The sequence below is a fragment of the Paenibacillus turicensis genome, from assembly GCF_017873435.1.
Lineage (GTDB): Bacteria > Bacillota > Bacilli > Paenibacillales > Paenibacillaceae > Fontibacillus > Fontibacillus turicensis.
Window position 1 is genome coordinate 355,385 of the sequence record NZ_JAGGKG010000001.1, and the last position, 25,318, is coordinate 380,702.

The following is a 25,318-nucleotide window of genomic DNA, read 5'->3' on the forward strand; positions in this document are numbered from 1 at the left end:
CGCTTAGCCTATATTTTAAAAACCCCGCTCGTATTGCTTTGGAATTTCTATCGTTTTATTTAACTGCTGTGCAGCTTCTAATGCCCAATACGCATTTCTCAACATTCCTCTACCTACAGCTACAAGCTCAACCGTTTCATTTCCGATAACAGCATTTGCCAAAATAGGGTCATCAAGCTTCCCAACCGCGATCATAGGGACATCTAACGCTTTTTTAATTGCCTCAGCAAGCGGCAACTGATATCCAGCGTGATTCCCAGGCCTTCTTAACGGTGAGATCGCTCCTTCCCCCCCAGCGGAGACATGGAAAAGATCAACACCTGCCTCTTGATATTGTTTAGACATCTCTATGCTTTCCTCGATGCCATAACCATTTTCCACAAACTCCTGTGCAGAAATTCTAAAAATTAACGGCATATCCTGTGGCATTTCTTGTTTCGCCGCTTGGATCACTTCTCGTCCAAATTTCGTTAAGTCTTTACCATACTCATCTTTTCTTTGATTCGTTAATGGAGAGTGAAATTGGTGAATTAAATAACCGTGTGCACCATGGATTTCAACCGTATCTACTCCGATTTCAACAGCACGCGCCACAGCTTGGCGGAATTTCTGTACCATTTCTTTGACTTCCTCAGTTGTAAGCTCTCGAGGTTGCTTGTACTTTTCATCAAAAGCAATTGAAGATGGAGCCACAGGAACAGCCGCATGCTCTGCCTTACGTCCTGCATGTCCAATTTGAATGCCAACCTTAGCACCATAGGAATGACAAGCATCTACGATTCTTTTTAACGCAGGCATTTGCTCATCATTCCATAGACCTAAATCATAATCAGAAATACGGCCATCTGGCTCTACATCCGTCATCTCAATAATAATTAACCCAGTACCACCAATAGCACGGCTAACATAATGAATATAATGCCAATCCGTTGCGATTCCGTCCTTCTTTTCAACTGAATATTGACACATTGGTGGCATAACAATACGGTTTTTAAGCTCTAACCCTTTTAGCTTATAAGGCGTAAACAAATCTGGCATGTTAAAAGCTCCTTTCGAGTTTAGAAATCATTTAGAAAAACTAACTCACAAGCTTGGATTAAAAGACAATATCACAGTAATATTATGAAAATATTTAATGTGTTGTCTAACTCAGATTAGTATGCAATAAGTCCAATATTGATCGGAGTGAATTGACATCAACTTGTCCGGGTGCAGATGCCTGTTTCCCAATACCAAAGGTCAATGCGGAGCCAAACACTTCTCCAGCTAGGCGTGTAATGACACCTTGTCCTGCCATGGACATCGTAATAATCGGTGTCGTTGCGTATTGACTATACATCGTATACGTCGCATCCAGCAATGTAATCACATCCTGTGGATTTAAAGGCATCACTGCATATTTAGGCAAGTCAGCACCTAAGCGCTGAGCATGTTGAAGCACCGAGATGATCTCATCCTTTGAAGGCGTTTTGACAAAATCGTGCTTAGAAGCAATGACATATACACCATGCTTATGAGCAAGCTCAATTAACGAGGTAATAGCCTGTTCACTATTGTGTAGCTCTACATCTATAATATCCACCAACCCTGTAGTCACAATTTCTTGATTTAATTGTATATAGGAAGCAGGCGTAATGGCCCTTTGCCCTCCCTCTTGTAAACTACGAAATGTAAAAATTAATGGGATTTCTCCTAAAATGGAGCGAATCAACGCCAGATTCTGCTTCACTTCATCTATATGCTCTACCCGCTCAAAGCAATCCACACGCCATTCTACAAAATCCAAGTTCAACGTTGTTAAATACTTTGCTTCTTCCTCTAGTTGTGCAGATGTTGTCCCCACCATAGGTACACAAACCTTTGCTGGCCCTTCACCTAATTTTACTTGTCTAATGTTTAGGATTTTATGATTCATGAAATAGCTACACCTCTACTCTCACTAGCTCTTATGGTCACTTAAATGAAGCATACACTTATTGTGAACCATTGTATCATAACATTAAACCGCGGCAAATTGGCTGTTATAAAGTGAAGCATAATAACCACCACGTTGGAGCAATTCATCATGACTACCGCTTTCCACCACATCTCCATTTTTCATAAATAAAATTAAGTCAGCTTCACGAATTGTTGATAAACGGTGGGCAATAACAAAGCTAGTACGCCCTTCAATCATTTTCAGAAATGCCTTTTGAATCCGAACTTCTGTTAATGTATCAATACTACTTGTCGCCTCATCTAAAATTAACATCGGTGGGTCCACAAGCATGACACGCGCAATCGTTAGCAATTGCTTTTGACCTTGTGACAAGCTATCTCCCGTTCCACTAATACGTGTATTATAGCCTTCTGGCAATCGCTTAATAAAGCTATGTGCATTCGCCGCCTTAGCTGCTGCAATGACTTCTTCATCACTTGCGTCTGATTTTCCGTAGGCAATATTATCCCGAATCGTACCATCAAACAGCCATGTTTCTTGTAGAACCATCCCGAAATTACGACGTAAGCTATCCCGATTAATATCCTTAATGTTCACACCATCAATCGTAATTGTCCCTGCATCCACATCATAAAAACGCATTAATAAGTTAACCAATGTCGTTTTCCCTGCTCCAGTCTGCCCAACAATGGCAATCCGAGTTCCTGGCTGTACGGTTAAACTAAAATCGGTAATGAGCGGACGCTCTGGAACATAAGCAAATTTAACATGATTAAATTCGATGACTCCTTTGCCTTTGTTTTGGCCTACCTGATATTGCCGTGGCGAGTCAGTTTCTTCAACCTCAAGGTCCATTATTGTAAAAATACGTTCAGCAGAAGCCGTCGCAGACTGAAGCTGTGTTAGTACACCTGTAATTTCATTAAATGGCTTTGCAAACAAGTTCGCATAAATTAGAAAGCTAGATAAATCCCCTACAGAAATGCGTGCCATAATTACAGCAATACTACCAATGATTGCAATCGCAGAAAATGTAATATTGTTCACTAAACGTGTTGTAGGGTTAGATAAGGAACTGGCAAATTGCGATTTCACCCCAGTATCGTATAAGGTTTGATTCAGTGCTTTAAAATCTTGTTCAGCACGTTGTTCATAATGGAACGCCTTAACCACCTTTGCTCCACCAATCATTTCCTCGATATACCCATTTAGCTGTCCTACAATTTTTGCTTGCTCCTTAAATAAACGTTGAGATCGTCTAGTAATGTAGCGAGCTACAAAAAAAGTTACGGGTGCAGATAACACGACAACCAGCGTCATAAGAGGATTAACATAAAGCATAAAGCCCACCGCACCAACGATTGTTACAATTCCAGTTAGTAAAGTGGAAATCCCTTGTAGTAACCCATCTGAAATGGCATCCATATCATTAACAAAGCGGCTAATGGCATCACCATGTGGATGACGATCATGGAATTTAAGTGGTAATTCATCAATATGATCAAATAAATCCGCACGCATATCGTTAATCGTGCAATACGCAATTTGATTACTTAAGTAGGTCAAAACCCAAGTAAAAACACTTCCAATCGTATAAATAAAAGCTAAGCTAATAAGGATCGAACTAATTCCCCCAAAATAAACTTCATTTGGACCTACCATTTGGTCAATCGCACGTCCAATTAAGTAAGGGCCAATTAAACTTGCAACAACACTCACAATCGCACTAATTATTGCCCATATTACAGACATCTTATATTTTTTTGTGTATTGCAAAACGCGTGACCAGGTGTCTTTTGTACTCATCCTGTAACCCCCTGACTGGCTTGCTGTGTAACATAAACCTCTCTATATACTTCACAAGTATCAACTAACTCCTCGTGACGACCTATGCCAACAATACGTCCTTCATCAAATACAATAATTTGATCAGCATGTTGCACCGTACTCACTCGTTGAGAAACAAGTAAAACGGTTGATTGTGCACTATATTTTGAAATGGCTTGACGTAATGCCGCATCGGTTGCAAAATCAAGTGCACTTGCTGAATCGTCAAGAATTAGTATTTCAGGATTAGCTACAACTGCTCGAGCAATCGTAAGACGTTGCTTTTGACCACCAGACAAGTTTTTACCGCCTCTTTCAATCATCGTTTCATATCCATCAGGCAACTTACTAATAAACTCATCTGCTTGAGCGATTTGCGCTGCAAGCTTGATTTGCTCATCCGTAGCTGTATCTTTTCCCCATCTAATGTTTTCTGCAATAGTCCCATAAAATAGCAAAGCCTTTTGCGGTACAATACCCATCTTATTACGTAGCTCTATAAGTGGATAATCTTTAACATTTACCCCATCTACAAGCACTTCACCTTGACTTACGTCGTAAAAACGAGGAATTAAATTCACGAAGGTGGATTTCCCCATTCCAGTTCCCCCAATAATACCCACCGTTTGACCTGGATATATTGCAACAGACACATCCTGTAAAGCAAGATCCCCTGTTGAGTTATAACCAAAGGAAACCTGTTTAAATTCAATTTTTGGTGTTATTGCTGATGTAGCATCTTGTTCCTTACTTTGAGTATAGCTCTCACCATCTGCAATCGTACCCTGAACAGCAAGCACCTCATTAATTCTGGCAGCAGACGAAGATGCCTTTGTAAATAAAATGACAAGATTAGACACTACAATAAGTGCTAACAAAATTTGCGTAACATAGTTAATAAACGCAATCACTTCACCTTGGGATAATGTTCCCGACTCAATATGAAATCCACTCACCCATAAAATGATAATAATCGTCCCATTCACCACAAAGCTAGTTGCAGGACTTAGCAAAGAAGAAATTTTACCTACTCTAAGTGCAGTTTGCGTAACATCATCTGATGAAGCATGGAAACGTTGACGCTCTGCACGTCGTTTAGCAAAAGCACGGATAACTCGAACACCATTCAAGTTTTCGCTTAGAACTAAAGCAACTTGGTCTAATTTTTTTTGATAGCTACGATATAAAGGTGAAGATTTGGTAATGACCAAATACAACACTATGGCAAAGATCGGCGTTGATGCTAACACAATTAAAGCAAGTCTAAAATCTAAAATCATCGACATAATGATGGCCCCGATACAAATAAACGGTGCTCTAATAACTAAACGAATCAGCATCGCAACAGCAACCTGCAGTTGATTTACATCATTTGTAATTCTATTTACTAACGATGAAGTGCCAAAGCGATCCATTTCCTTATGTGAAAAAGTAAAAATATGCTTGAACAATGTATCCCTTAAGGAAGTACCAAAGCCTTGGGAAGCACGTGCTGCATAATATTGACAAATCATGGCACAACCAAAGCCCAGTACTGTCATAATCAACATTAAGCTACCCATTTTTAGCACATAATTGGTATCTTTCTCACCAATTCCATGATTGATAATAAGTGCAACGATCGTAGGCAACAATAGCTCTAAAATTGCCTCCAATAACTTAAAGAAAGGCCCTAATATACTTTCCTTTAAATATGGCCTTAAATAAGATTTTAATTTGAACATAAACCACCACACCTAACCTATGTAATATATGATTACGATTCCTTCCTTTTCTAATCCATTTATGATTATGGCATATGATAAACTATATTGAAAATATTTAGTTTATATCTTTGATATATGATATAAGTATGGATAGATAAACTTTTGCTTCATACGAACCTTTGTTAATTTATTTTCTCCATCCAGCTTCTTTAATAAGATTTTTGAAAGGAAAATTCGACATGGACATAAGACAATTAAAATATTTTTTGACCATTGCTGAAGAAGGTAGCATTACAGCGGCAGCTAAAAAGTTAGCTATGGCACAACCTCCTTTAAGTCAACAATTAAAGCAATTGGAGGAGGAGCTCGGTGTCCAGCTTATGGAGCGTGGAGCTCGCAATATTACGCTTACTGATGCTGGTCTCATCCTTCAAAACAGAGCTAAGCAAATTATCGCTCTAAACGACTCAGCAGCAAGAGAAGTAAGAGATATAAGTAGTGGTCTAAGTGGAACGCTAGCCATTGGTACCGTTTCTTCCTCAGCCTCCACTTTGCTAAAGCAACGCTTAACCTATTTTCATGGACAATACCCAGACGTTACGTTTGAAATTCATGAAGGCAACACATTTAGTATGATTGATTTACTTAATAAAGGAATTATTGAAATCGGAATCGTAAGAACTCCTTTTAATGTAACCAACTTAAATTGCACCTATGCTGAAACAGAGCCAATGGTAGCAGTGATGACAACAGAACACGATTGGGATGTGTCGAATACAGAAATTCAGATGGATGATTTAAAAGGACGGCCTCTAATTATTTATCGACGTTTTGAACAGCTTATTATAAACACCTGTTATCAAAGTCATTTTGAGCCTTCTATTTTATGTAAAAATGATGATGCTCGTACCACTCTGTTATGGGCTAATGCAGGGCTAGGTATCGGTATTTTGCCTAAGTCGGCTGTATATGCTTTAACAGATCATAACGATTTACGAATCAAGGTGATCCAAAATGAAGCTCTTCATACTCGGATTGCTGCCATTTGGAACAAGGATCGTTATCTCTCTTCTGCTGCGAGGAAATTTATTGAATGCTTTAACGGGATAAAATCAGGCATTGAATGACTAAGACTCTAAGAATATTGCGTAATTCAACCATTTGGAAAGAAAATTTTCTGATACTAGTACCTGGTACTAGTATTAAGTGTTATAATGAAGAAACACTACTAATTTGAACGTATAAAGGAGATTATCCTAATGAATTTTGAGCAATGGAATGCACCTGAACAGTACAATTTAACTTCCGAGATGGATCATCATCCTGAGAATAAAATTGCCCTTAAATGGTTAAATGAGCAAGGCGACTATGAAGAAATAACGTATGGTAATTTAATGAAAAAGGCAAACCAGCTTGCAAATGGATTAGAAAAGCTAGGCTTAAGTAAAGGGGATCGCGTCCTCGTGATGGTTCCACGCCAAATTATTGCCTATGTGATTTATTTAGCTTGTCTAAAGCTAGGGGTTGCTGTAATTCCATCCTCAGAAATGCTACGTGCCAAAGACTTGGAATATCGATTTAACCATTCTGGAGCGAAAGCCGTGATTGCTTGGTCCTCTCTAACCACTGAGGTTGACAAAATTGAAGAGGACACGCCTTCTTTAGCTTATCGTATTTCAGTTTCTCAACATAATGAAAAACCAGCGTCAGGCTGGTACAATCTTGATCAGCTTATGCATGAGCAAAGTACTGAGTTTGAGACCGTTGCTACTCATCGTGATGACATGGCAATTTTAGCTTATACTTCAGGTACAACAGGGAATCCAAAAGGGGTTATCCATAGTCATGGCTGGGCATACGCACATTTAAAAATTGCCTCTACCCTATGGCTAGATATTCAACCACAGGATACCGTGTGGGCAACGGCAGCACCTGGCTGGCAAAAGTGGATTTGGAGTCCATTTTTATCCGTTTTGGGAAAAGGAGCTACAGGCATTGTTTACAATGGTTCTTTTCAGCCAAAGCAATATCTTAGCTTAATTGAAAAGCATAGAGTTCAGGTATTATGCTGCACACCAACAGAGTTTAGATTGATGGCTAAAAGCGGCCATTTAGGAGAACATGACTTAGCTTCATTACGAAGTGTGGTCTCTGCGGGTGAACCCCTAAATCAAGAGGTCATTAATACGTTTAAACGGGAATGTAACATTACGATTCGTGATGGCTACGGACAAACCGAAAGCACCTTGTTAATCGGAACTTTAATGGATACACCTATTCGGTTGGGTTCGATGGGAAAAGCTATTTCTCCAAAATTAATTGAAATTGTTGACGAGGATGGCACACCTGTTGCGCCAAATGAAATTGGTGACATCGCTGTTCATTTAGATATGCCAGCCCTATTTAAGGGTTATTATAATGATCCTGAGCGTAAAAAAAGCAGTCAACGTGGTCAGTATTTTGTTACAGGCGATCGCGCAAGAGTAGATGAGGATGGGTACTTCTGGTATGAGGGTCGCAACGATGATATTATAATTAGCTCTGGTTATACGATTGGCCCCTTTGAGGTTGAAGAGGCTTTGATGAAGCATACTGCTGTTAAAGAATGTGCAGTTGTTGCTAGTCCTGATGAAATTAGAGGCTCCGTTGTAAAAGCGTTTGTTGTACTGGTCGATGGTGTTAGCGAATCACATGATTTGGCACGTGAGCTACAAAGTCACGTTAAATCGTTAACAGCACCTTATAAATATCCAAGAAAAATTGAATTCATTGCTGAACTACCTAAAACAACATCGGGTAAAATTCGTCGCGTAGAGCTTAGAGAAATGGAACGAAAAAACTTGTTGCTTTAAGAGGATTAAAGATTAGTAAGGTTTAACAAGCATGATGGTTGGGCGGAATAACACCTTTTTTTAAATCATAGAGTGATATAAGGAATTTTTTTACGTCATCTATATGGGCAAATCTGATCAAATCTTCTTATAAATTAAGGCTGCTGAGAATTTCTCGCCAGCCTTTTTAATTTCTATTTAATTACAATACACATTGTAACCATTAAATTATTCTTAATCTTTTACTAGCAACAAAATACTAGTTTAATCAAAGTAGGAATTAAAAGTATGAACGCCCATTTTAGTAAAGCTTGGAGTTTTTTTACATAGAATGTATTTAAGTATGAAGCTTTTTTGTTTATACAACAATTTATACGGGGTGATTGAACTGACTATTCGTTTAGGAAATAGAATAATTAATGGTAGTTTTGAAAATGGATTTGATTCATGGTTTCCTGTAAATGCTGTACTTAATGCTTCGGCTAAAACTGGAAGTTTAAGTGCAACGTTAGTAAATGGAGCGTCTGCTCCATCCGTTCAGCAAGCAGTAACCGTTGAGCCAGGAGCAGGGTATTACGTATCTGCATCACTAACAAGAAATGGCAGTGGTGTAAGTCCTGGTGTAGTTATTTCTGTGAATTATTTTGATTCAGGTATCAATTTTTTAGGGACTGGACTTCAGCTTGTTATACAGGAAGGGCATTTTACAACTGAAGAGTGGAGTGTATTCGAAGGTTTGACTACTCCAGCTCCATTAACAGCACTTTATGCTCAGCTCTCATTTACGTTCTTGCCTTCACCAACTGCAAGTAATATCGTTGTTGATGATGCCATCTTTATGGATGCCACGTTAGTGAACGGTGGCGGTGGTGCTACAGGAGCTACTGGCGCTACTGGAGCCACTGGCGCTACGGGTGACACTGGGGTCACTGGCGTTACGGGTGATACCGGCGCTACTGGAGCCACTGGGGTCACTGGCGCTACTGGAGCCACTGGCACTACGGGTGACACTGGGGTCACTGGCGTTACGGGTGACACCGGCGCTACGGGAGCCACTGGCATTACTGGAACCACTGGCGCTACGGGAGCCACTGGCGCTACGGGACCCACTGGGGTCACTGGAACCACTGGGGCAACTGGAGCCACTGGGGTCACTGGCGTTACGGGTGACACCGGCGCTACTGGAGCCACTGGGGTCACTGGCGTTACGGGTGACACCGGCGCTACTGGAGCCACTGGCGCTACTGGAGCCACTGGCGTTACTGGAGCCACTGGCGCTACGGGAGCCACTGGCATTACTGGAGCCACTGGCGCTACGGGAGCCACTGGTGCAACTGGCGCTACTGGAGCCACTGGCGCTACTGGAGCCACTGGCGCTACGGGAGCAACTGGTGCAACTGGACCCGGAGCTGCGTTAGCGTTCTCAAATACTGCTGGCACTATAGCTGTTGCTCCACCATTAGATACTGAAGTTTCAGTTGCATCTGTAACTGCAAATGTTACTGCAGGAGATAATATTAAGGTTGACTATGCACTTGGATATGAAGGTGTATTTAGTGCAGCGTGGAGCGTTACTGCCGAGTTTAGATTGTATAGAGATGGAACCTTGATTGCTACAAGAACACTTATTCAATCCGGAGCTCAAGCGGAAACTACTGACTTCCCAATTGCTAATACCTTTGTTGATACAGCACCTGCCACTGTTTCTAGCACCTATGAGGTACGTGTTATTACTACAGCCGCTACGAACTTAACTTCTGCCTCAGCCATTAATCGATACTTGAATATAACTGATTTTACGGTTTAACATCTAGATCAAATAAAAATGAATTATCTCATTCGCTTTAATAATTAAGAGACTGGAACACAAGAAAAAAACGAACTATGTTACCAGATTTAATTTGAAGTGCTCCCTGTAAGTAGACAGTAGAAAAAACAAAACATCTACTACTACTTTGATGGGAGCACTTCATCCGTTTTAATCTTTATTAATAGGACAATAAAGTATATATATTATTCAGCTCCAACAACTAATAAATGTGTTATATCCTCGCCCCTTTGTTTTAGTTACTTTACTTCCATAAAGCCTGTTGCGGCACTCTCCCCACCTAATCGTCCAGAGGTAAAGGCATATCCAATACCAACCCCATTACCTACATAAGTATCATTGTAAAGCACACCTTCAGATTCAAGACCCACTGCATACAAACCCTTCACAGGCACACGTTGGTCATTTAACACTTGAAACTTCGTGTTCACTAACAAGCCTCCTACTGAACCAAGGTTATTAATTTCTGCGATAATAGCATAATACGGCCCTTCTGAACCCATCTCTGTAAGATAGGCTTTATTTTTGCCAAATGCAGTATCCAAACCTGCTTGAATCGCTTCTTGATATTGTTCATACGCTTCCTTGAAGGTATCTTCATCCATTCCAGCATTTTTAGCTAATTCCTCAACCGTGTTTCCTTTAAAGCCATCTCCATTGGCAACCATACTCTCAAATACTTTTTCTGCGTTGTTCCAAGGCGTATCTAGTTTGAATTGATCCTTAAAGTTCCCATAAAATTCAGGGGGCATCCCAGGTAGCTTAGGTGCCTGAATTCCATCCATCCCTTTCGCTGTAAGCGCATCAAGCTGGGCTTTAGATACAATTACGAGGTGATAAGCCCCATTAAAAGCACTTGTATTTGCCGCCGCAACGGGAGTAAGTGTTGTCGCTTCATCTCTAAAGCGCGCTCCAGCACTTCCTACATTCATAAAGTTAGGCAAATAAGTCAACATTAATGGATAACTTGCCTCAAAAGGAGTGTATTGTTTTTTTAATTTCTCTGTAGCTCTAGCTAATGTCTGGTGCAGCATTTGTCCACCAAAATTGTCTGGAACCTTTGCGCCTGCCGCCCAAGCCATTTCTAAGCCTTCACCCACATTTTGTCCTAAACCACCATTTACTCCTTCAAAACCAAAGCTTTTCTTGACCATTTCCTTATTTGCAGCATAACCACCAGTTGCCATAATGACGCTTTTGGCTGTAATTTCTATTGTAGCACCATCTGATCTCACTGCTTGAACACCAGTTACAGTACCTTCAGCATTAGTAATTAGCTTGTTAGCTGTTGTTTCTGTTAGCACTTGTCCTCCATTTTTTTCAACAGAAGCCGCAAGCATTTTTCTTAAAGTAGCTTGACGCGACTCATACGGTGGTAATACATGAAGCTGCTCACCGCCAAAGTTCAAAAACTTTGTTACATATCCTTTTTCATTAAGCCAATCATAGGTTTGACCGGACTTCGTTACATATTGACGAATGGCAGACGCATCTACCCGCCAATGGTTGTTAACAATCCAATCCGCAATTTCCTTCTCTACCTCAACCTTTAACCCTTGGCTTACTGCCTCAGTTGAGTTATAAAATTTCCCTGCCCAGGACAAATTACTTGCCCCACCAATATTGGCTGTCTTTTCAATGATAATTACCTTTGCCCCATGATCTGCCGCGGATACCGCTGCTGACACTCCAGAAGCACCTGCTCCTACTACAATAACGTCTGTCGTTAAATGTTCTGTTTTACCCTCACCAGACTTTTTAAGTGCTGTTTTTAATACTTTTATATCTCCACCTGCCTGCCGCATTGCATTTTCAACAGCATCTATCATCGCTTTACTGGATAGGCTTGCACCGCTTATAGCATCTACAGCTAACGTCTGATCTGCAATAATTTGCTCCTTAACCTTTTCTAGTGCAGCATCACCTAATCCACCTGTTTCAGATTGACTCACAATTTTAATATCCGAGATACGGCTATCCTCGGTTACTGTCACCTCAACCTTAATTTTCCCGTCCTTTCCTTCTGCCTCGCCTGTGTATGTCCCTGCCTTAAAGCTGGCATCTTGTTGCTTTGTTTCCTGAGCTTCTGTACAGGCACTAAGCACTCCTACCGCAAGTAACAAACACAACATTACATTCAAAAATTTACTAGCTACTTTTTTACTCCCCATTTTTAGCTCTCCCCTTTTCATGTTACTGCTTCAAATTTTTCCTTTCATTGCACCCACCGCCAATTGTGATTTTTTTCACTTAAATACATTCGATAAGATGGCCTTGTATGCAGTTTGGATTATAAACATTGGAGCTACACCAAGGTCAATAACAGAAAAAGGAAGAGAGTAAGTTTAAATGCAATAATTTTTTTTCAATTCAATGTAGTTCAGCTAATCGGTATATTTACCTCCATAAACGTTTTCGAATGTTGTTTTGTCTTTTCAACAAAAATAATTTTCCCAACAATATCCCTAACCAAAGTGTACCCTTCTTGAAGAAGTTGGTCTGCCATGTGCTTGAAATGCTGTGGTGCAATATCTTCATCTTGATTTAGAGTGACGTAGGAAGAAAGACAAATCGCTGGAGGAATATATTCTATGAGTGTATGCCACTCCTCTTTGATCAATTTAACTTCATCTTCTGGCAAAGAAATTCCCCAGTTATACTCAAAATTTTGACCGCCTTCTACTAAAGCTTGTGCATTTTCAATACGAAAAGAGTAAAACAAAAAAGGTAGGCACTCCATCCATTGGCTAACAGTTTCTTGCAGTCCATCTTCAGGAGGCAGCAATTCATTTTTATCTGTTTGCTTAATGCGATAAAAACCTCGCTGTTCCTTAATGTTACACTGATAAAGGGTATGCTCCGCTTCACTAATTTCATTCATTATTTCAGTAATACGATTTAATAACCGTTGCTTGCGATCTATTTCTAACTGAATATTACGCCTGCTCTCTTCAAAGCTACGCAAGATGCACGCCGAAGAGCTCTCATTTACTAGAACGGCGGTTTCCTGTAGAGAAAGCTCTGCACTTCTAAACCAGCGACTCATCAATAAGTTTCTCGCATCTAAATCGCTAAAATAACGATAGTGGTTGTGATCATCTTTTTGTGGACATACAATATCATGCTTTTCGTATAATCGTAGTGTATCTGTTGTTAAACCTAGAATTGAAGCAAAATGACCAATCGTATATTTCAAGTTTTTGTCCCCCATTTCCCTCACTCATCGTTATCCCTATTAGGTCTCATAGGTACGATTAATAGCCTTGCCATTTCTTCAAAAGAAGGAAATATTTCTCTTATGTAGGGATGGAGGAATGCACGAATAGCCTCACCATTTTGTTGAGTATCATCCAATTGATGTAAATAATCATGGAGCACCCAGATTACAGGATAGTCTCCTTGTTCGTTAGGGTTCAGTAAATCAAAGCAAATTGGTCCTTGTCCATCTTCTCCGACTGCAAAGGGCAAATAACCTGCTAATAACATTGGATGCCAGTTCTCCATTAGATTGATGACTTCACTCAACCCCTCACCTGTAAGCAATCTTGGCATTTCAATAAAGGCGCAATCCCCCTTATAGCTAGACCCTTCCTTAATATTCTTAAACTGTAACTCAACATAGTGATAAGCCCTCAAAAATTGCTTATACAGCTCAGGATATTTAATCTCATATTGTTGCTCTATGACCTCAATCTCTTCCATCGTAATCGTAGAGTTTACAATCTTCCAGTCTGTCCATCCTTCTTCATCTACCTCACCATTTCTCATATCCATCGGAACCATTTCCTCAACATGTCTCATAAGAAAGTCTGGGACTGAATTAAAATATGCAGTTAAGCTTTCTTTGATATCAAACTTGGACACTACTACTCCCCCTTTGTAAAAGTGTTGAGCCTTAATTTCTCCTTAAATTATAAAACATTACACATAATAAGACATCTCACATTGCCCATTAACCTTTTTTCTGACATAATAATCTGAAAATCACATTCGGAAGCCTGTAAAGGAACCGTACAATTAAGGGAGGCAGTTATATTGAAGGGGATTATTACGGTATTAGGGAAGGATAGAGTAGGGATCATCGCTAAAGTCTGTACGTATCTTGCTGAGCAACAGGTTAACATTCTTGATATTTCACAAACGATTATCCAAGGGTATTTCAACATGATGATGATTGTAGATGCCTCTGCTTCTACTAAAAACTTTGATCTTTTAGTTGAGGATTTACAACAACTCGGCGTTGAAATTGGTGTCGAAATTAAGCTACAGCACGAGGATATCTTTAACACAATGCACCGTATATAATTTGCTTACCTTTGGAGGGATTACGTATGATTTCACTGGTTGAGGTTCAAGAAACAAATAAGATGATTCGCGAAATGAATTTAGATGTACGTACCATCACGATGGGAATCAGTTTGATGGATTGCGGTCATCCGGATTTAAAAGTATTTAATCAAAAAATATATGATAAAATTACCCGACTTGCAGAAAATTTAGTTAAAACAGGTGAGGATTTAGAAAAGCAATTTGGAATCCCCATTATTAATAAACGGATTTCCGTTACGCCGATTGCAATTGCTGCAGGTGGTGTTCAGACAGATACGTATGTCCCTATCGCTGAACAATTAAATAAAGCGGCTAAGGAGGTTGGCGTCAACTTTTTGGGTGGTTTCTCTGCGCTAGTGCAAAAGGGAATGACTAAAAGTGATGAAATTTTGATTCGTAGTATCCCTGAAAGCTTAGCCGTAACCGAAAGAGTGTGCGCATCAGTTAATATCGGCTCTTCTCGAAGCGGGATTAATATGGATGCAGTCAAGCTGATGGGCAATATTATTAAGGAATCTGCGGAGTTAACTGCGGACAATAACTCAGCAGGTTGTTCTAAGCTCGTTGTGTTCTGTAATGCAGTTGAGGACAATCCCTTTATGGCAGGTGCCTTTCATGGTCCTGGTGAACCTGAATGTTGTATTAATGTAGGCGTAAGTGGCCCTGGTGTTGTCAAACGTGCACTAGAAGAAGTAAAAGACAAGGATTTTGAAACATTGTGTGAAACAATTAAACGAACTGCTTTTAAAATTACTCGTGTTGGACAACTTGTGGCACAGGAAACGTCTAAGCGTCTAGGTGTTCCTTTTGGGATTATTGATTTATCCTTAGCTCCTACTCCTGAAATCGGTGATTCTATCGCTGAGATCTTCCAAGTGATGGGCTTAGAAGAGGCAGGTGCACCAGGCACAACAGCGGCATTAGCCATTTTAAATGATAACGTGAAAAAAGGTGGCGTAATGGCTTCCTCCTATGTTGGTGGACTAAGTGGTGCCTTTATTCCTGTCAGTGAAGATCATGGTATGATTGAGGCGGTTCAAAAAGGTGCATTAACATTAGAAAAGCTTGAAGCGATGACGTGTGTATGCTCCGTAGGGCTTGATATGATCGCTATTCCTGGACATACCTCCCCTGCCACAATCGCCGGAATTATTGCGGATGAAGCCGCGATTGGTATGGTAAATAACAAAACGACTGCGGTACGTATTATTCCTGTGATCGGCAAGGATGTTGGTGAAATTGTAGAATTTGGTGGCCTATTGGGGTATGCCCCAGTTATGCCTGTTAACTCGTTTAGCTGCGCAAGCTTCATTGAGCGTGGTGGACGGATTCCTGCGCCAATTCACAGCTTCAAAAACTAATCACATGTAAAATAGAGTCTAAACTATAAAGATAATTGCACTTTAATTGTAAATTAACTAATTTAGGTAACTTAAATCTAGTTAATAATGCAATAAAAAACAGGGACACCGCTTAGGAATCAGAAGAGAGTTTATTACTCTTTTTCCTTTTAGGTTTCCCTGTTTATTTTAGGCTCAATCTTGAAATCAGTGCTTGACCGCTAACCCAAACTAGCAAAGAGACAGAGGGATTCTGAAGATTGTCTTTTAAAATCAAATTTCACCAATACATCTACTTCAATTAAAAGGAATATGATTTTAACACAATCGCAAGAACGCTCTGAAGCGTAGCTACCACCCTCTTAGTCGCTGTCAAGTACTGATTTATAAATAGAGCCTTATTTATCCCACATATTTCAACAATGCCTCACGAACCGCGCCTGCGCCTGCAAGCATCTCATGGAACATGTCTTCAATTTTTGTACCTAACCCAATTTCATATAGATTTACGCCAAACAATTGCTCATCTTCAATAATCGCTTTAACATTAGAGCTTGTATCTCCGAGAGAAGCGCCTTGCAAGCGTTGCTGCAAGACCTCCATTAATGGATCAGGACTTAATTCAAATGGCTCACCAGCATCATTGATTCCTAATAAATATCTGCACCACATCGCAATGGCTAACGGAATGCTAGTTAGGCTTGTAACATCCAAATCTTCTCTAGCCACATAGGATTTAATCGTTTCTCCAAAACGAATACCTACCTTTTGAGAGGTATCTGTTGCAATCCGCTGCGGTGTATCTGGAATAAATGGATTCGCAAAACGCTCATGAATCACTTCATCTAAAAACTGCTTCGCATTCAAAATACCTGGGTCCACCACAACAGGAAGCCCTTCTTCATACCCAATATTTTCAACCAGCTTACGCAAGCTAGGGTCCTTCATTTCATCTGCAATCAGAGTGTAGCCTAATAAACAGCCTGAAACTGCAAGTGCGGTATGCAAAGGATTTAGGCAAGTTGTGACCTTCATCGTCTCTACCTTGTTTACAGTATCACGATCAGTGAAAATGACTCCCGCTTCCTCAAGTGCTGGGCGTCCATTTGTAAACTTATCTTCAATCACTAAATATTCAGAAATTTCAGCATTTACAAATGGTGCAGTATACGTATTTTTAGAGGTTATGATAATCTCCATGCCCTCCACACCTTGCTCTTGAAGCGACTGCTGTACAATGGAAGACGGACGTGGTGTAATTTTGTCAATCATGGACAATGGGAATGTTATTTTTTGCTCATCCTCTAGATATTGAATAAATGAAGCTTCAACATGTCCTCTTTGTACCCATTCATTTGCAATGGCTAGCACACTAGCTCTTAGCTTATCTCCATTATGTGAGCAATTATCCAAGCTCAAGAATGTCATTGGGAGCCGTCCCTTTAGGAAACGACGATAAGCTAATGAGGTCACGATACTCATCAAATGAATTGGATATTCAGGACCATTTTCAATATCCTTAGCTACGATATCAAGGTATTTGCCTTGGGCATCATGCAGAGCATACCCCTTTTCTGTTATCGTAAAGCTAGCTAACTGTAAGCTTGGGTTTTCAAAACAAGCAAACAAACGATCATATTCTTCCTTCCGTTGCTTTTCAATCGCTAGCGCCTCAACAATGCTACTAATGACCTTTTTATGGAAAGTGCCATTTGCACTCATCAATACTAATAAAGTCAAGTTATCGTAAGCTTTATATACAGAATCGATCAATTCATAATCAAAAGTATCTACGGTTACAATTCCCGTATTTGCTTTCCCACTATCTAATAGCTTTTGATGCGCATGGGCAACAAATCCTCTAAAAATATTACCTGCTCCAAAATGCACCCATTGTGGGTTAGTTGCGGTATTTTTTGCTACTTGCTCATAGTCAAACTGAGGTAATTCAATCCCTGCCGCTGCCCAAGCTGTCTTATTTTCCAAGCTTTTGCGGTTTAGCTGTAGCATTTATTTTTCCCCCTTAGCTTTCTCCAAGCTATCCCATACCCCAAGCATATACATGATACCTAATGCTCTATCATATAGGCCATATCCTGGACGGCAATTTTTTTCTTCGCCCCATAAATGTCTGCCATGGTCAGGACGAACATAACCGGTATAACCATTTTCATGGTAAGCCTTTACTACCTCTGCTACGTCTACACTGCCATCTCTACCCCGATGAGAGACCTCAATGAAATCCCCATTGTCAAACACCTTCACATTACGAATATGCGCGAAATAAATACGGTCATGGAATTCACGAATCATCGCTGGCAGATCATTTTCTGGATTAGTACCAAGTGAACCTGTACAGAAGGTTAAACCGTTATAAGGGCTATCCACCATATCAAGGAAACGACGAATGGAATCCCGACTCCGAATAATACGAGGCAAGCCAAAAATCGGCCAAGCTGGATCGTCAGGATGGATGGCCATCTTAATGTCAACCTCTTCACATACAGGAATGATTCGCTCTAAGAAATATTTTAAGTTTTCAAACAATTTTTCTTCGTCCACATTTGCATAGGCAGCAAATAACTCATCTAGCTTGGCAAGTCGTTCCGGCTCCCAACCAGGCATCGTAAATTCGCCTGCACCTTGAAGAATGCGATCTACCATTTCACGAGGATTATCTGTAATTGCTGCTTTTTCATAAAAAAGTGCATTAGAACCATCTGGAAGCTCTTTATACAACTCAGTGCGTGTCCAATCAAATACGGGCATAAAGTTATAGCAAATTACCTTAACGCCAACTTTAGCTAACTTTCGAATCGTATCAATATAAATATCTATATATTTATCACGTGTTGGCAAACCAATTTTAATATCGTCATGTACGTTCACACTTTCAACAACGGCTGGGCTAAAGCCTTTTGCAGTAATTTGATCCGCTACCTTTTGGATCTCTTCCATTTCCCATACTTCACCTGCAACCTTATGATGCAATGACCAAACGATCCCCATTACTCCAGGAATTTGTCTCACATGGTCAAGTGTAATATTGTCATTACCTTCACCATACCATCTCCATGTCATATTCATTGCCAAGCCCTCCTTGTATTCATCGAAATAATAGTAAGCAAATGATTTACAGCGTCTTATTCCAGCCTTTAACCTTTAAAACCAACTTTAACAATCTAGCATTCCATTCATCTTGTATACAAGATTTTCCTTGATAATAATATAGGAATAAAGCGTTGTCAACTAATAAATAACAATTAATTTTATGAAAAAAGTTTGAAGTTTTATCAATTATCTTTTTCATACCATCAATAACATGTATACTAGTAACAAATATATTCAATTGAAAGTTGGAATGTAATGTTTACCAAGGAGCAAATTATTACGATACTCAAACATGAAATTGTGACAATGGCACTTACACCAGGCACAATGATCAGTGAAACAGCCCTATCTGAACGCTTTCAATTATCCAGAACGCCATTACGCGATGTATTGAAGCAGCTAGCAGCAGAAGCTTATATAGATATTTACCCAAAAAGAGGGAATTTCGTCTCCTACATTGATTTAGAATCGGTGGAGCAAATCATTTACTTAAGAAGTATTTTGGAGAAGGAAATCATTAAAGAATTAACCACTCGTCTATCGATCACCAACATACACACTTTAAAGGGGATTTTGGAGGAACAAGCTCTAGCGATTGAAAACGAGGCGCCTACGGATACCTTTCTAGCCTTAGATGACACCTTCCATCACACCTTATTTAAGCTAGCAGGACGGCAGTTCTTGTGGGAAATTATTCAACAACGTAATGTTCATTATGTAAGGTATCGTAGACTACACATGCTAAAGAGGGAAAAATTAAGTGATATTTTAAAGGAACATCAGCTTATTTTGGAATATATGGCACACCAGCAAGTGGATAAAATAGATGCACTGATTCAGCAGCATTTAAAGGACGATATTAATTCACTAGATTTTCAGATGGAGTTTTCAAAATATATCGGGCCTGCTTCATCTGTGTAAAAAGAAAAAGAGAGGTCTTAGAGCACATCATTGTGATGGCTTCTAAGACCTCAACACTCTGCTATTATTTTAGCTTTTTACCTACACCCTTTTGCAGCTTTAGGACACCATTTTCATAGCTCAACGTATAGTTCACTTCATACCGCTGTGTAGCTGTTCCATCCTGATGACGTTCTGTTGCTTCAATGACTGCAGATACCTTTGCTCCTTCAAGATTTTCTTCGATTGTTGCCACCTTTTCTACAACAACGCTAGACGTGTAGAGGTAACCTTTACGGAAATTTTCATAGCTGGTGCCACTTTGCCACTGACTGCCTAAGACAGCATAAGCTGAAACATAATCTCCTGAATTTATCGCATTATAAAAATAAGTGACAAGCTGCTCTGATGTGGAAACTGCGTTAGAACCCTCCCTATTTTTTTGCAAAATTGCTTCATTCATCGGTTTTTTGGTCCAAGCTTCTGCTTGCTTTAAAATTTGTGTAATTGGAATGCTAAAGCCAATCCCTGCTTCCTGTGACGCAGAGGCGGAGTTGATCCCCAACACCTCTCCCGTTGTTGCACTTACAAGTGGCCCGCCACTATTCCCGTGGGTAATAAATGCAGAGATTTGATACATATTGGTATATACATAGGGCTCAATTTCAAAGTTACGCCCTACCCCGCTAATAATTCCAGTCGTCACTGTATTTTCTAAGCCAAGTGGGCTACCTAGAGCAAGAATCTCATCGCCCGTTTCTGCTTTTTTCGTGGATATAGGCAAGGGGTCAAGCTTTTTTAGCTCTGGCACACGCACAACAGCAATATCTATGTCATCCCCAATGCCAATCACGGTTCCTTTGTATTCCTTGTGATTTAACATTCGAACTGTGACCTCAGAATAACCTTCGACTACATGCGCATTGGTTAACAAATCGCCTTGATTGTTATATAAGAAACCCGTTCCTAACCCTCCTGCACTTTCAATCGTGACAACACGCTTTTGACTCGCCTCGATGATTTCTTTTTTTGTTTTAGGTTGTTTTTCATTATTTGATGGATTGGACGTACCTGATTTATCTGATGTATTCGATGTGTTTGATTTGTTTGATGAGTTTGATGTGTTCGATAAATTTGATGGATCTGTACTGTTTACGGCCTTTACCTCTGACGAGGCTAATAACGGCTTTTGTGTAAGCTGATCCTCCGCGTAGTTATGAATCAATAAAGCTCCCGCAAAACCTGCACATAAAATAACCACAATGGACAGAACACTTTTCCATGCTCCCTTAGACACCGCTATCCACCTCCTTTTTCTAACCTGATTCAAAGTTAATCTAAAAACCATGTAGCATTACTGGCAGTGACGCTTGCCTCTGCATAAGCGCTGTTATAGGTTGCTGTAAAGCTACCTACGGCATTAGTATCTAGATAATAGGGATCTACATAAGCATTCACTTGATTCATGTATTTCCCCTCTAAATCATAAATATCAATCGTTAATTCAACATCATAAATCGGCCTGGTCGCAACATTTTTTATTTTGCCCGTAATCTTCAGATCACCATATTCGTCTAATACAGCATTAATGCCTATGACTTGGACAGCAGAGGTTTGATTATTTAAGGCTTCCTCCGCCGCCTTCTGTTCAGCTAGCTCTATTCGTTTCGCTTCCGCTTGTTCAAACATTTCACGTTTTTCTACAATGTATTTACGATAATCACTTAATTTATTGCTATTAGGTACATGATAAAGTCCATAATCTACGATTTGTAGTGCTTTAGGAAAGTCTGCTTTTTTTAGCTTTACTTCCGCTGCCTTATAGCTTATATCCACTAATTTATTTTTAATTTGCTTGGCGATAGCCTCCGCTTCTTTTCCTTCTATTTTGTTGATCTCATCTAGCTTTTCAACTAAAGCTTCTACCGAATCTAAGTTTTCGATTTCTGCCTTCACCTTCAGCACCGCAAGTGTTGTGTGATTCGTTGCCAACTCTTTATGCAAAGGTACAAAAACAGGTTCAGTTCTTTCTTTTAAGCCAGCAGTGACTTTATCCAGCAATTTTTCGCCTAAATCGATTTTTTGCGTTTTTAACTCATTGGCTGCTTCTGCAAGCTGAACTTGCAGGTTAATCGCTTCTGTTAAAATGTTTTTATCACTAATTAAAGCTTTATTTTGTGGTCGCTCAGTTAGTGCAGTATCGATGAGCTGCTTTGCCTCCTGATAGTCACCTATTAGCGCTTTTTCATTGGCCTCCACATGTAACTTTGTTACATTCTCGTTAATGCCCATTTCATATTTATAATACATCATTAAAGATACGATCGTTACGCCTAGGACTAAAAGAGGGATCAGCCACGCTATAGCTTTAGGCTTTGTTTTATGATTTTGTGTATTAGTTGATCGTCTTGAAATTTGTGAATATGAATGTTGTGAATTTTGTCCATGATGAGCACCTTGTTTATTTAACTCTAAGTCGTCGTTCCTTAACTCTGACGCCGATGCAACTTCTGACCCCGATTTTGCTGACGCCAATTGCGAAGTAGCTTTGCCAAATCCTAATTGATGTAGCAAATCCACACCATCATGCTGGATTAACTTGGTTCCACATTTTATACATACCGCAGTGCCTGATTCATTTTTAGCTCCACACTCGTGACAGTACAAAAAAACTCCCCCTCACGTTCCCTTTTCTCTCTTTTCTCTCTACATGTGTAATTTTCTAATTCTCTAACACTATATTTTATGGAATAAATAAGGTTCTATCTTAAAATCATACCAATACATTGTACTTCAATTAAAAGAAATTTGTTTTTAACAACAAACGTAACAACTCTTTGTATCCTAGCTGCCAGCCTTCTATTGTTGTCAGGTACTAATTTGATAGAGCCATTAGTAAATCTATTTTGACACTATCATATCTAAAAACTTAATAGTTAGCTAGTAAGCACACGCAAAACAAACCCACCCTACATTATATGCGGAGCAAGGTTTATTAAACAAATTTATTGAAGTTGATTCAGGATTTTATTATTAAATGACAAGAAGTCAGATTTGCGTAGGATCAAAGATATCTGGATTAGCTTCACTTCTAGATTAAGGAGCTTGTATGCTTCCATCATCTAAAAGCTGTTTGATACGTTGTAGCATTGCCAGAAACACACCCTGATCAATCATTTGCGCATAGGTGCCTGAGCAATAACGCTCCTGACGAGTAATTGTTGTCATCCATTTGCGAATGGTTTCAAAGTCCATCTCTTTGACTTGCTGGGCTAAATTTTCTCTAGTTGTACTAGGCTGCTCTTCGCTAAACGTACGCCAATCAAATCCAACGATGACTAACATTTCTGAAGCCAACATAATGAACTCATAAAACCTTTCTGTGTAGCGAAAAGGATCAAAGCTTAACTCATTTTCAACTATATATTTAGGTTCATTGGACTCGAAAAAGGAAATGAACTGTAGCAGTTGGTGGTAATTGTTATGGTTTTGGGTTGGCAAGGTGAGGCCTCCTTGGTGGGGATGTGTTAATAGATATTTTAAAGTATCATAGAATATTGCTTTAATGTTGACAGCTCAAGCCCAGTTGTTTTTAAATAATTTAAAAAATAATAGAGTATTTGTGAAAAGGAAAACCTTAATTGAGTGGAAGTACTCAATTAAGGTTAAATACTACATATTTCTTATCATTTTATCTATCCATTCTTTATGTTTATTGACACAATTCTCATAGTAAGCCTGTGTATAGTATTCTTCCGGTTTTATCTCGTTATCTTTTCCCTGAATAGTATGAGGACTGTAATCGGGATAATCAAATTTTTCCCAAAACTCTGTTAAAACAATTAAACCATAGAGAGGATTTTCAGGAAGTTCACTCAAAGTTTCAATTAATAGTATTATAATCCACTTCTTCAGTTCATCTTCCCTATTGACTCCTTCCCTTGATGATAAATCCCTCAGAAGTTTTTCAACTAATTCACATTCATTCCTATATGCGCTTGCTAATTCAAGTACCTCGTTAGGGTAATCCTCATTTAAATCCATATACTCAATAGCATAATTAATTACTTCCTGTGTTTCTAAAAGCTTTTCAAATTTACCTGGGCCTTCGATTCCTATCAACAAGCTTGTCCATGTTATTGGAACTTTATTTTTCTGAAATAAATGTAATGGTATCATGGTTTAATCGGTACTCCATTCATACTTCCATTTTGGTACAATTCAGCTCTCTAGGCAACTTGGTTTTCATGACCGCCTGTCAAACTTCACCGCAGCTCAAAAACCGACTGAGAATATCTTCAAATATTAGAATTTCTGGATTAGAATATGGCCTATTAGCTTATCTATTATGCTACAATCTTATAAAATTAAATAATAATAACTTCACCAGTATTGAATTTAATCTGCACTGCCTCCGGTCCTAAATAATCTAAAATTATATTGTTACACTTTTCAATAAAAGGATTATAAATATTTATTGTAAATTTTGTTGAGATTATTTGAAAAAAATCATGAATTTGTTTAACCTTTGTAATTATAGCTTGCTCCATTTCTGTTATATTCATTTTTTGTATCGATCCTTTAGTAGGTTATGTAATATTAATTATGGTAAAGAAACGTATACTCATTCTATGTATATTATTTATAATTTACATTACATTTCCAAGCGGAATATTCCTCGTTAAACTTACTTAAAAGATGAGATAATATTTGTGCGTCCTCAGGTAAAACTGTTTTTAGTTTATCCCATCTTTCAAAATAAAGAGTCTCTGGTAATTCAACTAATCCTGTAATCGCATCCCAAAAGGCATCCCAATTCATTCCGTAAAAATTCGGAAATTCAAGTTCAGTTTTTAATAGTGAATGGAGTCCATTTGAGTTCTGAATGTTTCCAACATCTAAATATACCCTTTCTTTTCTTACATCACCTTCATGAGAGATCATCTAATTTCCATTCCTTTACTTATAGGTTTCAATAAAATCAACTTTTTCATATAATGTGTCTTTAAGAACCTACCTATTAACTTCTATTTCCTTACACAATACTTCTAAAGTCATAGGAGACATAGTTATTTTGCAAGAGTAGAATTTTCGTCCTTCCAATTCAACTTCCTCAACTACCACGTCATGCAAGAAATAAGGCATTTGTGCACGTGTTAAATTATTGATTGGCACTTCTTTTTCGTAACCAATACTGTGTTCAAATATTGTTTTATAGCAACCATTAAACTTATAGGTCACATTCCCCTCCGAATCCTCATAAACCAATGTAACTTCATCAGCAAAATGGTCACACAACAAGCTTAATACACTTGCATCCCAATAATAAAGGGTATCAATCTTCTGCTGGATTTCCTCTGCTTTCAATAGTTTTCACTTCACTTTTTATAAGGATAGATGTATCTCAACTTTTAGATCAGAAAATAGATTAGTCATGGTAGAAATTGAAGATAATTACCCCGATCAACCAAAATGAAGAAACCTACGACATGCATAGACTCTCATTA

22 protein-coding genes are annotated in these 25,318 nt (G+C 39.1%); 6 read left to right on the plus strand and 16 right to left on the minus strand.

Going from position 1 to position 25,318, the window contains the following annotated elements; translation table 11 throughout:
* Positions 1-15: 15 nt before the first annotated feature.
* The 4 genes from J2Z32_RS01445 to J2Z32_RS01460 form a co-directional block, all read right to left on the minus strand.
* Positions 16-1,038 carry an NADH:flavin oxidoreductase/NADH oxidase gene (locus tag J2Z32_RS01445; RefSeq protein ID WP_210087347.1) on the minus strand — a complete coding sequence of 341 codons (1,023 nt, stop codon included), beginning with the start codon at positions 1,036-1,038 and terminating at the stop codon, positions 16-18.
* A gap of 106 nt (positions 1,039-1,144) precedes the next feature.
* A complete protein-coding gene (gene aroD / locus J2Z32_RS01450; protein WP_210087348.1) occupies positions 1,145-1,915 on the minus strand; it encodes a type I 3-dehydroquinate dehydratase in 771 nt (256 codons plus the stop codon).
* An 84-nt stretch (positions 1,916-1,999) separates the two neighbouring features.
* Positions 2,000-3,745: an ABC transporter ATP-binding protein gene (locus J2Z32_RS01455; RefSeq protein ID WP_210087349.1), complete on the minus strand. Its 1,746-nt coding sequence runs from the start codon at positions 3,743-3,745 to the stop codon at positions 2,000-2,002.
* On the minus strand, positions 3,742-5,490 hold the full coding sequence (locus J2Z32_RS01460; protein WP_210087350.1) for an ABC transporter ATP-binding protein: 1,749 nt from the start codon (positions 5,488-5,490) through the stop codon (positions 3,742-3,744). The genes J2Z32_RS01455 and J2Z32_RS01460 overlap by 4 nt, the downstream gene beginning before the upstream one ends.
* A 221-nt stretch (positions 5,491-5,711) precedes the next feature.
* Here J2Z32_RS01460 and J2Z32_RS01465 point away from each other — a divergent pair, with 221 nt between their 5' ends.
* The 3 genes from J2Z32_RS01465 to J2Z32_RS01475 all read left to right on the plus strand — a co-directional run bounded on the left by J2Z32_RS01465 (position 5,712) and on the right by J2Z32_RS01475 (position 10,110).
* Positions 5,712-6,599: a LysR family transcriptional regulator gene (locus J2Z32_RS01465; protein ID WP_210087351.1), complete on the plus strand. Its 888-nt coding sequence runs from the start codon at positions 5,712-5,714 to the stop codon at positions 6,597-6,599.
* A 132-nt stretch (positions 6,600-6,731) separates the two neighbouring features.
* Entirely contained in the window at positions 6,732-8,324 is a 1,593-nt protein-coding gene (gene mbcS, locus J2Z32_RS01470; RefSeq protein ID WP_210087352.1) for an acyl-CoA synthetase MbcS, read from the plus strand.
* Between the two features lie 358 nt (positions 8,325-8,682).
* A complete protein-coding gene (locus J2Z32_RS01475) occupies positions 8,683-10,110 on the plus strand; it encodes an NTTRR-F1 domain (protein WP_342453897.1) in 1,428 nt (475 codons plus the stop codon).
* Positions 10,111-10,370: 260 nt separating this feature from the next.
* Here J2Z32_RS01475 and J2Z32_RS01480 read toward each other — a convergent pair whose 3' ends face one another.
* From J2Z32_RS01480 to J2Z32_RS01490, 3 genes are all read right to left on the minus strand, one after another.
* Entirely contained in the window at positions 10,371-12,302 is a 1,932-nt protein-coding gene (locus J2Z32_RS01480) for an FAD-dependent oxidoreductase (RefSeq protein ID WP_210087354.1), read from the minus strand.
* 209 nt (positions 12,303-12,511) lie between these two features.
* On the minus strand, positions 12,512-13,327 hold the full coding sequence (locus tag J2Z32_RS01485) for a MerR family transcriptional regulator (RefSeq protein ID WP_210087355.1): 816 nt from the start codon (positions 13,325-13,327) through the stop codon (positions 12,512-12,514).
* 20 nt (positions 13,328-13,347) lie between these two features.
* Positions 13,348-13,995, minus strand: coding sequence for an SMI1/KNR4 family protein (locus J2Z32_RS01490; protein WP_210087356.1), 648 nt, complete (start codon positions 13,993-13,995; stop codon positions 13,348-13,350).
* 171 nt (positions 13,996-14,166) lie between these two features.
* On the opposite strand from J2Z32_RS01490, the gene J2Z32_RS01495 reads away from it, so the two are divergent.
* On the plus strand, positions 14,167-14,436 hold the full coding sequence (locus tag J2Z32_RS01495; protein ID WP_210087357.1) for an ACT domain-containing protein: 270 nt from the start codon (positions 14,167-14,169) through the stop codon (positions 14,434-14,436).
* 29 nt (positions 14,437-14,465) lie between these two features.
* Entirely contained in the window at positions 14,466-15,821 is a 1,356-nt protein-coding gene (locus J2Z32_RS01500; RefSeq protein ID WP_342453904.1) for a PFL family protein, read from the plus strand.
* A 381-nt stretch (positions 15,822-16,202) separates the two neighbouring features.
* Here J2Z32_RS01500 and J2Z32_RS01505 read toward each other — a convergent pair whose 3' ends face one another.
* Positions 16,203-17,810, minus strand: a complete 1,608-nt coding sequence (locus J2Z32_RS01505) for a mannitol dehydrogenase family protein (RefSeq protein ID WP_210087359.1) — start codon at positions 17,808-17,810, stop codon at positions 16,203-16,205.
* Positions 17,811-18,887: a mannonate dehydratase gene (gene uxuA, locus J2Z32_RS01510; RefSeq protein ID WP_210087360.1), complete on the minus strand. Its 1,077-nt coding sequence runs from the start codon at positions 18,885-18,887 to the stop codon at positions 17,811-17,813.
* A gap of 279 nt (positions 18,888-19,166) precedes the next feature.
* On the opposite strand from uxuA, the gene J2Z32_RS01515 reads away from it, so the two are divergent.
* Positions 19,167-19,832 carry a GntR family transcriptional regulator gene (locus J2Z32_RS01515; protein WP_210087361.1) on the plus strand — a complete coding sequence of 222 codons (666 nt, stop codon included), beginning with the start codon at positions 19,167-19,169 and terminating at the stop codon, positions 19,830-19,832.
* A gap of 64 nt (positions 19,833-19,896) precedes the next feature.
* Here J2Z32_RS01515 and J2Z32_RS01520 read toward each other — a convergent pair whose 3' ends face one another.
* From J2Z32_RS01520 to J2Z32_RS01550, 7 genes are all read right to left on the minus strand, one after another.
* A complete protein-coding gene (locus tag J2Z32_RS01520) occupies positions 19,897-21,108 on the minus strand; it encodes a S1C family serine protease (protein ID WP_210087362.1) in 1,212 nt (403 codons plus the stop codon).
* Between the two features lie 35 nt (positions 21,109-21,143).
* Positions 21,144-22,478: an FxLYD domain-containing protein gene (locus J2Z32_RS01525; protein ID WP_210087363.1), complete on the minus strand. Its 1,335-nt coding sequence runs from the start codon at positions 22,476-22,478 to the stop codon at positions 21,144-21,146.
* Positions 22,479-22,907: 429 nt separating this feature from the next.
* Positions 22,908-23,312, minus strand: a complete 405-nt coding sequence (locus J2Z32_RS01530) for a DUF6508 domain-containing protein (protein WP_210087364.1) — start codon at positions 23,310-23,312, stop codon at positions 22,908-22,910.
* A 171-nt stretch (positions 23,313-23,483) separates the two neighbouring features.
* Complete coding sequence (locus J2Z32_RS01535) at positions 23,484-23,990, minus strand: DUF2247 family protein (protein ID WP_210087365.1); 507 nt, start codon at positions 23,988-23,990, stop codon at positions 23,484-23,486.
* A gap of 188 nt (positions 23,991-24,178) precedes the next feature.
* Positions 24,179-24,376 carry a hypothetical protein gene (locus tag J2Z32_RS01540; RefSeq protein ID WP_210087366.1) on the minus strand — a complete coding sequence of 66 codons (198 nt, stop codon included), beginning with the start codon at positions 24,374-24,376 and terminating at the stop codon, positions 24,179-24,181.
* Between the two features lie 73 nt (positions 24,377-24,449).
* Complete coding sequence (locus J2Z32_RS01545) at positions 24,450-24,755, minus strand: barstar family protein (RefSeq protein WP_210087367.1); 306 nt, start codon at positions 24,753-24,755, stop codon at positions 24,450-24,452.
* Positions 24,756-24,824: 69 nt separating this feature from the next.
* Positions 24,825-25,178, minus strand: coding sequence for a hypothetical protein (locus tag J2Z32_RS01550; protein ID WP_210087368.1), 354 nt, complete (start codon positions 25,176-25,178; stop codon positions 24,825-24,827).
* Between the last annotated feature and the right edge of the window lie 140 nt (positions 25,179-25,318).

Bases quoted from the DNA above. Each gene is read 5' to 3' on its own strand.
- J2Z32_RS01465 (WP_210087351.1), top strand. From the start codon at position 5,712: ATGGACATAAGACAATTAAAATATTTTTTGACCATTGCTGAAGAAGGT.
- aroD (WP_210087348.1), bottom strand. From the start codon at position 1,915: ATGAATCATAAAATCCTAAACATTAGACAAGTAAAATTAGGTGAAGGG.
- uxuA (WP_210087360.1), bottom strand. From the start codon at position 18,887: ATGAATATGACATGGAGATGGTATGGTGAAGGTAATGACAATATTACA.
- J2Z32_RS01455 (WP_210087349.1), bottom strand. From the start codon at position 3,745: ATGAGTACAAAAGACACCTGGTCACGCGTTTTGCAATACACAAAAAAA.
- mbcS (WP_210087352.1), top strand. From the start codon at position 6,732: ATGAATTTTGAGCAATGGAATGCACCTGAACAGTACAATTTAACTTCC.
- J2Z32_RS01545 (WP_210087367.1), bottom strand. From the start codon at position 24,755: ATGATCTCTCATGAAGGTGATGTAAGAAAAGAAAGGGTATATTTAGAT.
- J2Z32_RS01445 (WP_210087347.1), bottom strand. From the start codon at position 1,038: ATGCCAGATTTGTTTACGCCTTATAAGCTAAAAGGGTTAGAGCTTAAA.
- J2Z32_RS01535 (WP_210087365.1), bottom strand. From the start codon at position 23,990: ATGATACCATTACATTTATTTCAGAAAAATAAAGTTCCAATAACATGG.
- J2Z32_RS01505 (WP_210087359.1), bottom strand. From the start codon at position 17,810: ATGCTACAGCTAAACCGCAAAAGCTTGGAAAATAAGACAGCTTGGGCA.
- J2Z32_RS01540 (WP_210087366.1), bottom strand. From the start codon at position 24,376: ATGAATATAACAGAAATGGAGCAAGCTATAATTACAAAGGTTAAACAA.
- J2Z32_RS01480 (WP_210087354.1), bottom strand. From the start codon at position 12,302: ATGGGGAGTAAAAAAGTAGCTAGTAAATTTTTGAATGTAATGTTGTGT.
- J2Z32_RS01460 (WP_210087350.1), bottom strand. From the start codon at position 5,490: ATGTTCAAATTAAAATCTTATTTAAGGCCATATTTAAAGGAAAGTATA.
- J2Z32_RS01515 (WP_210087361.1), top strand. From the start codon at position 19,167: ATGTTTACCAAGGAGCAAATTATTACGATACTCAAACATGAAATTGTG.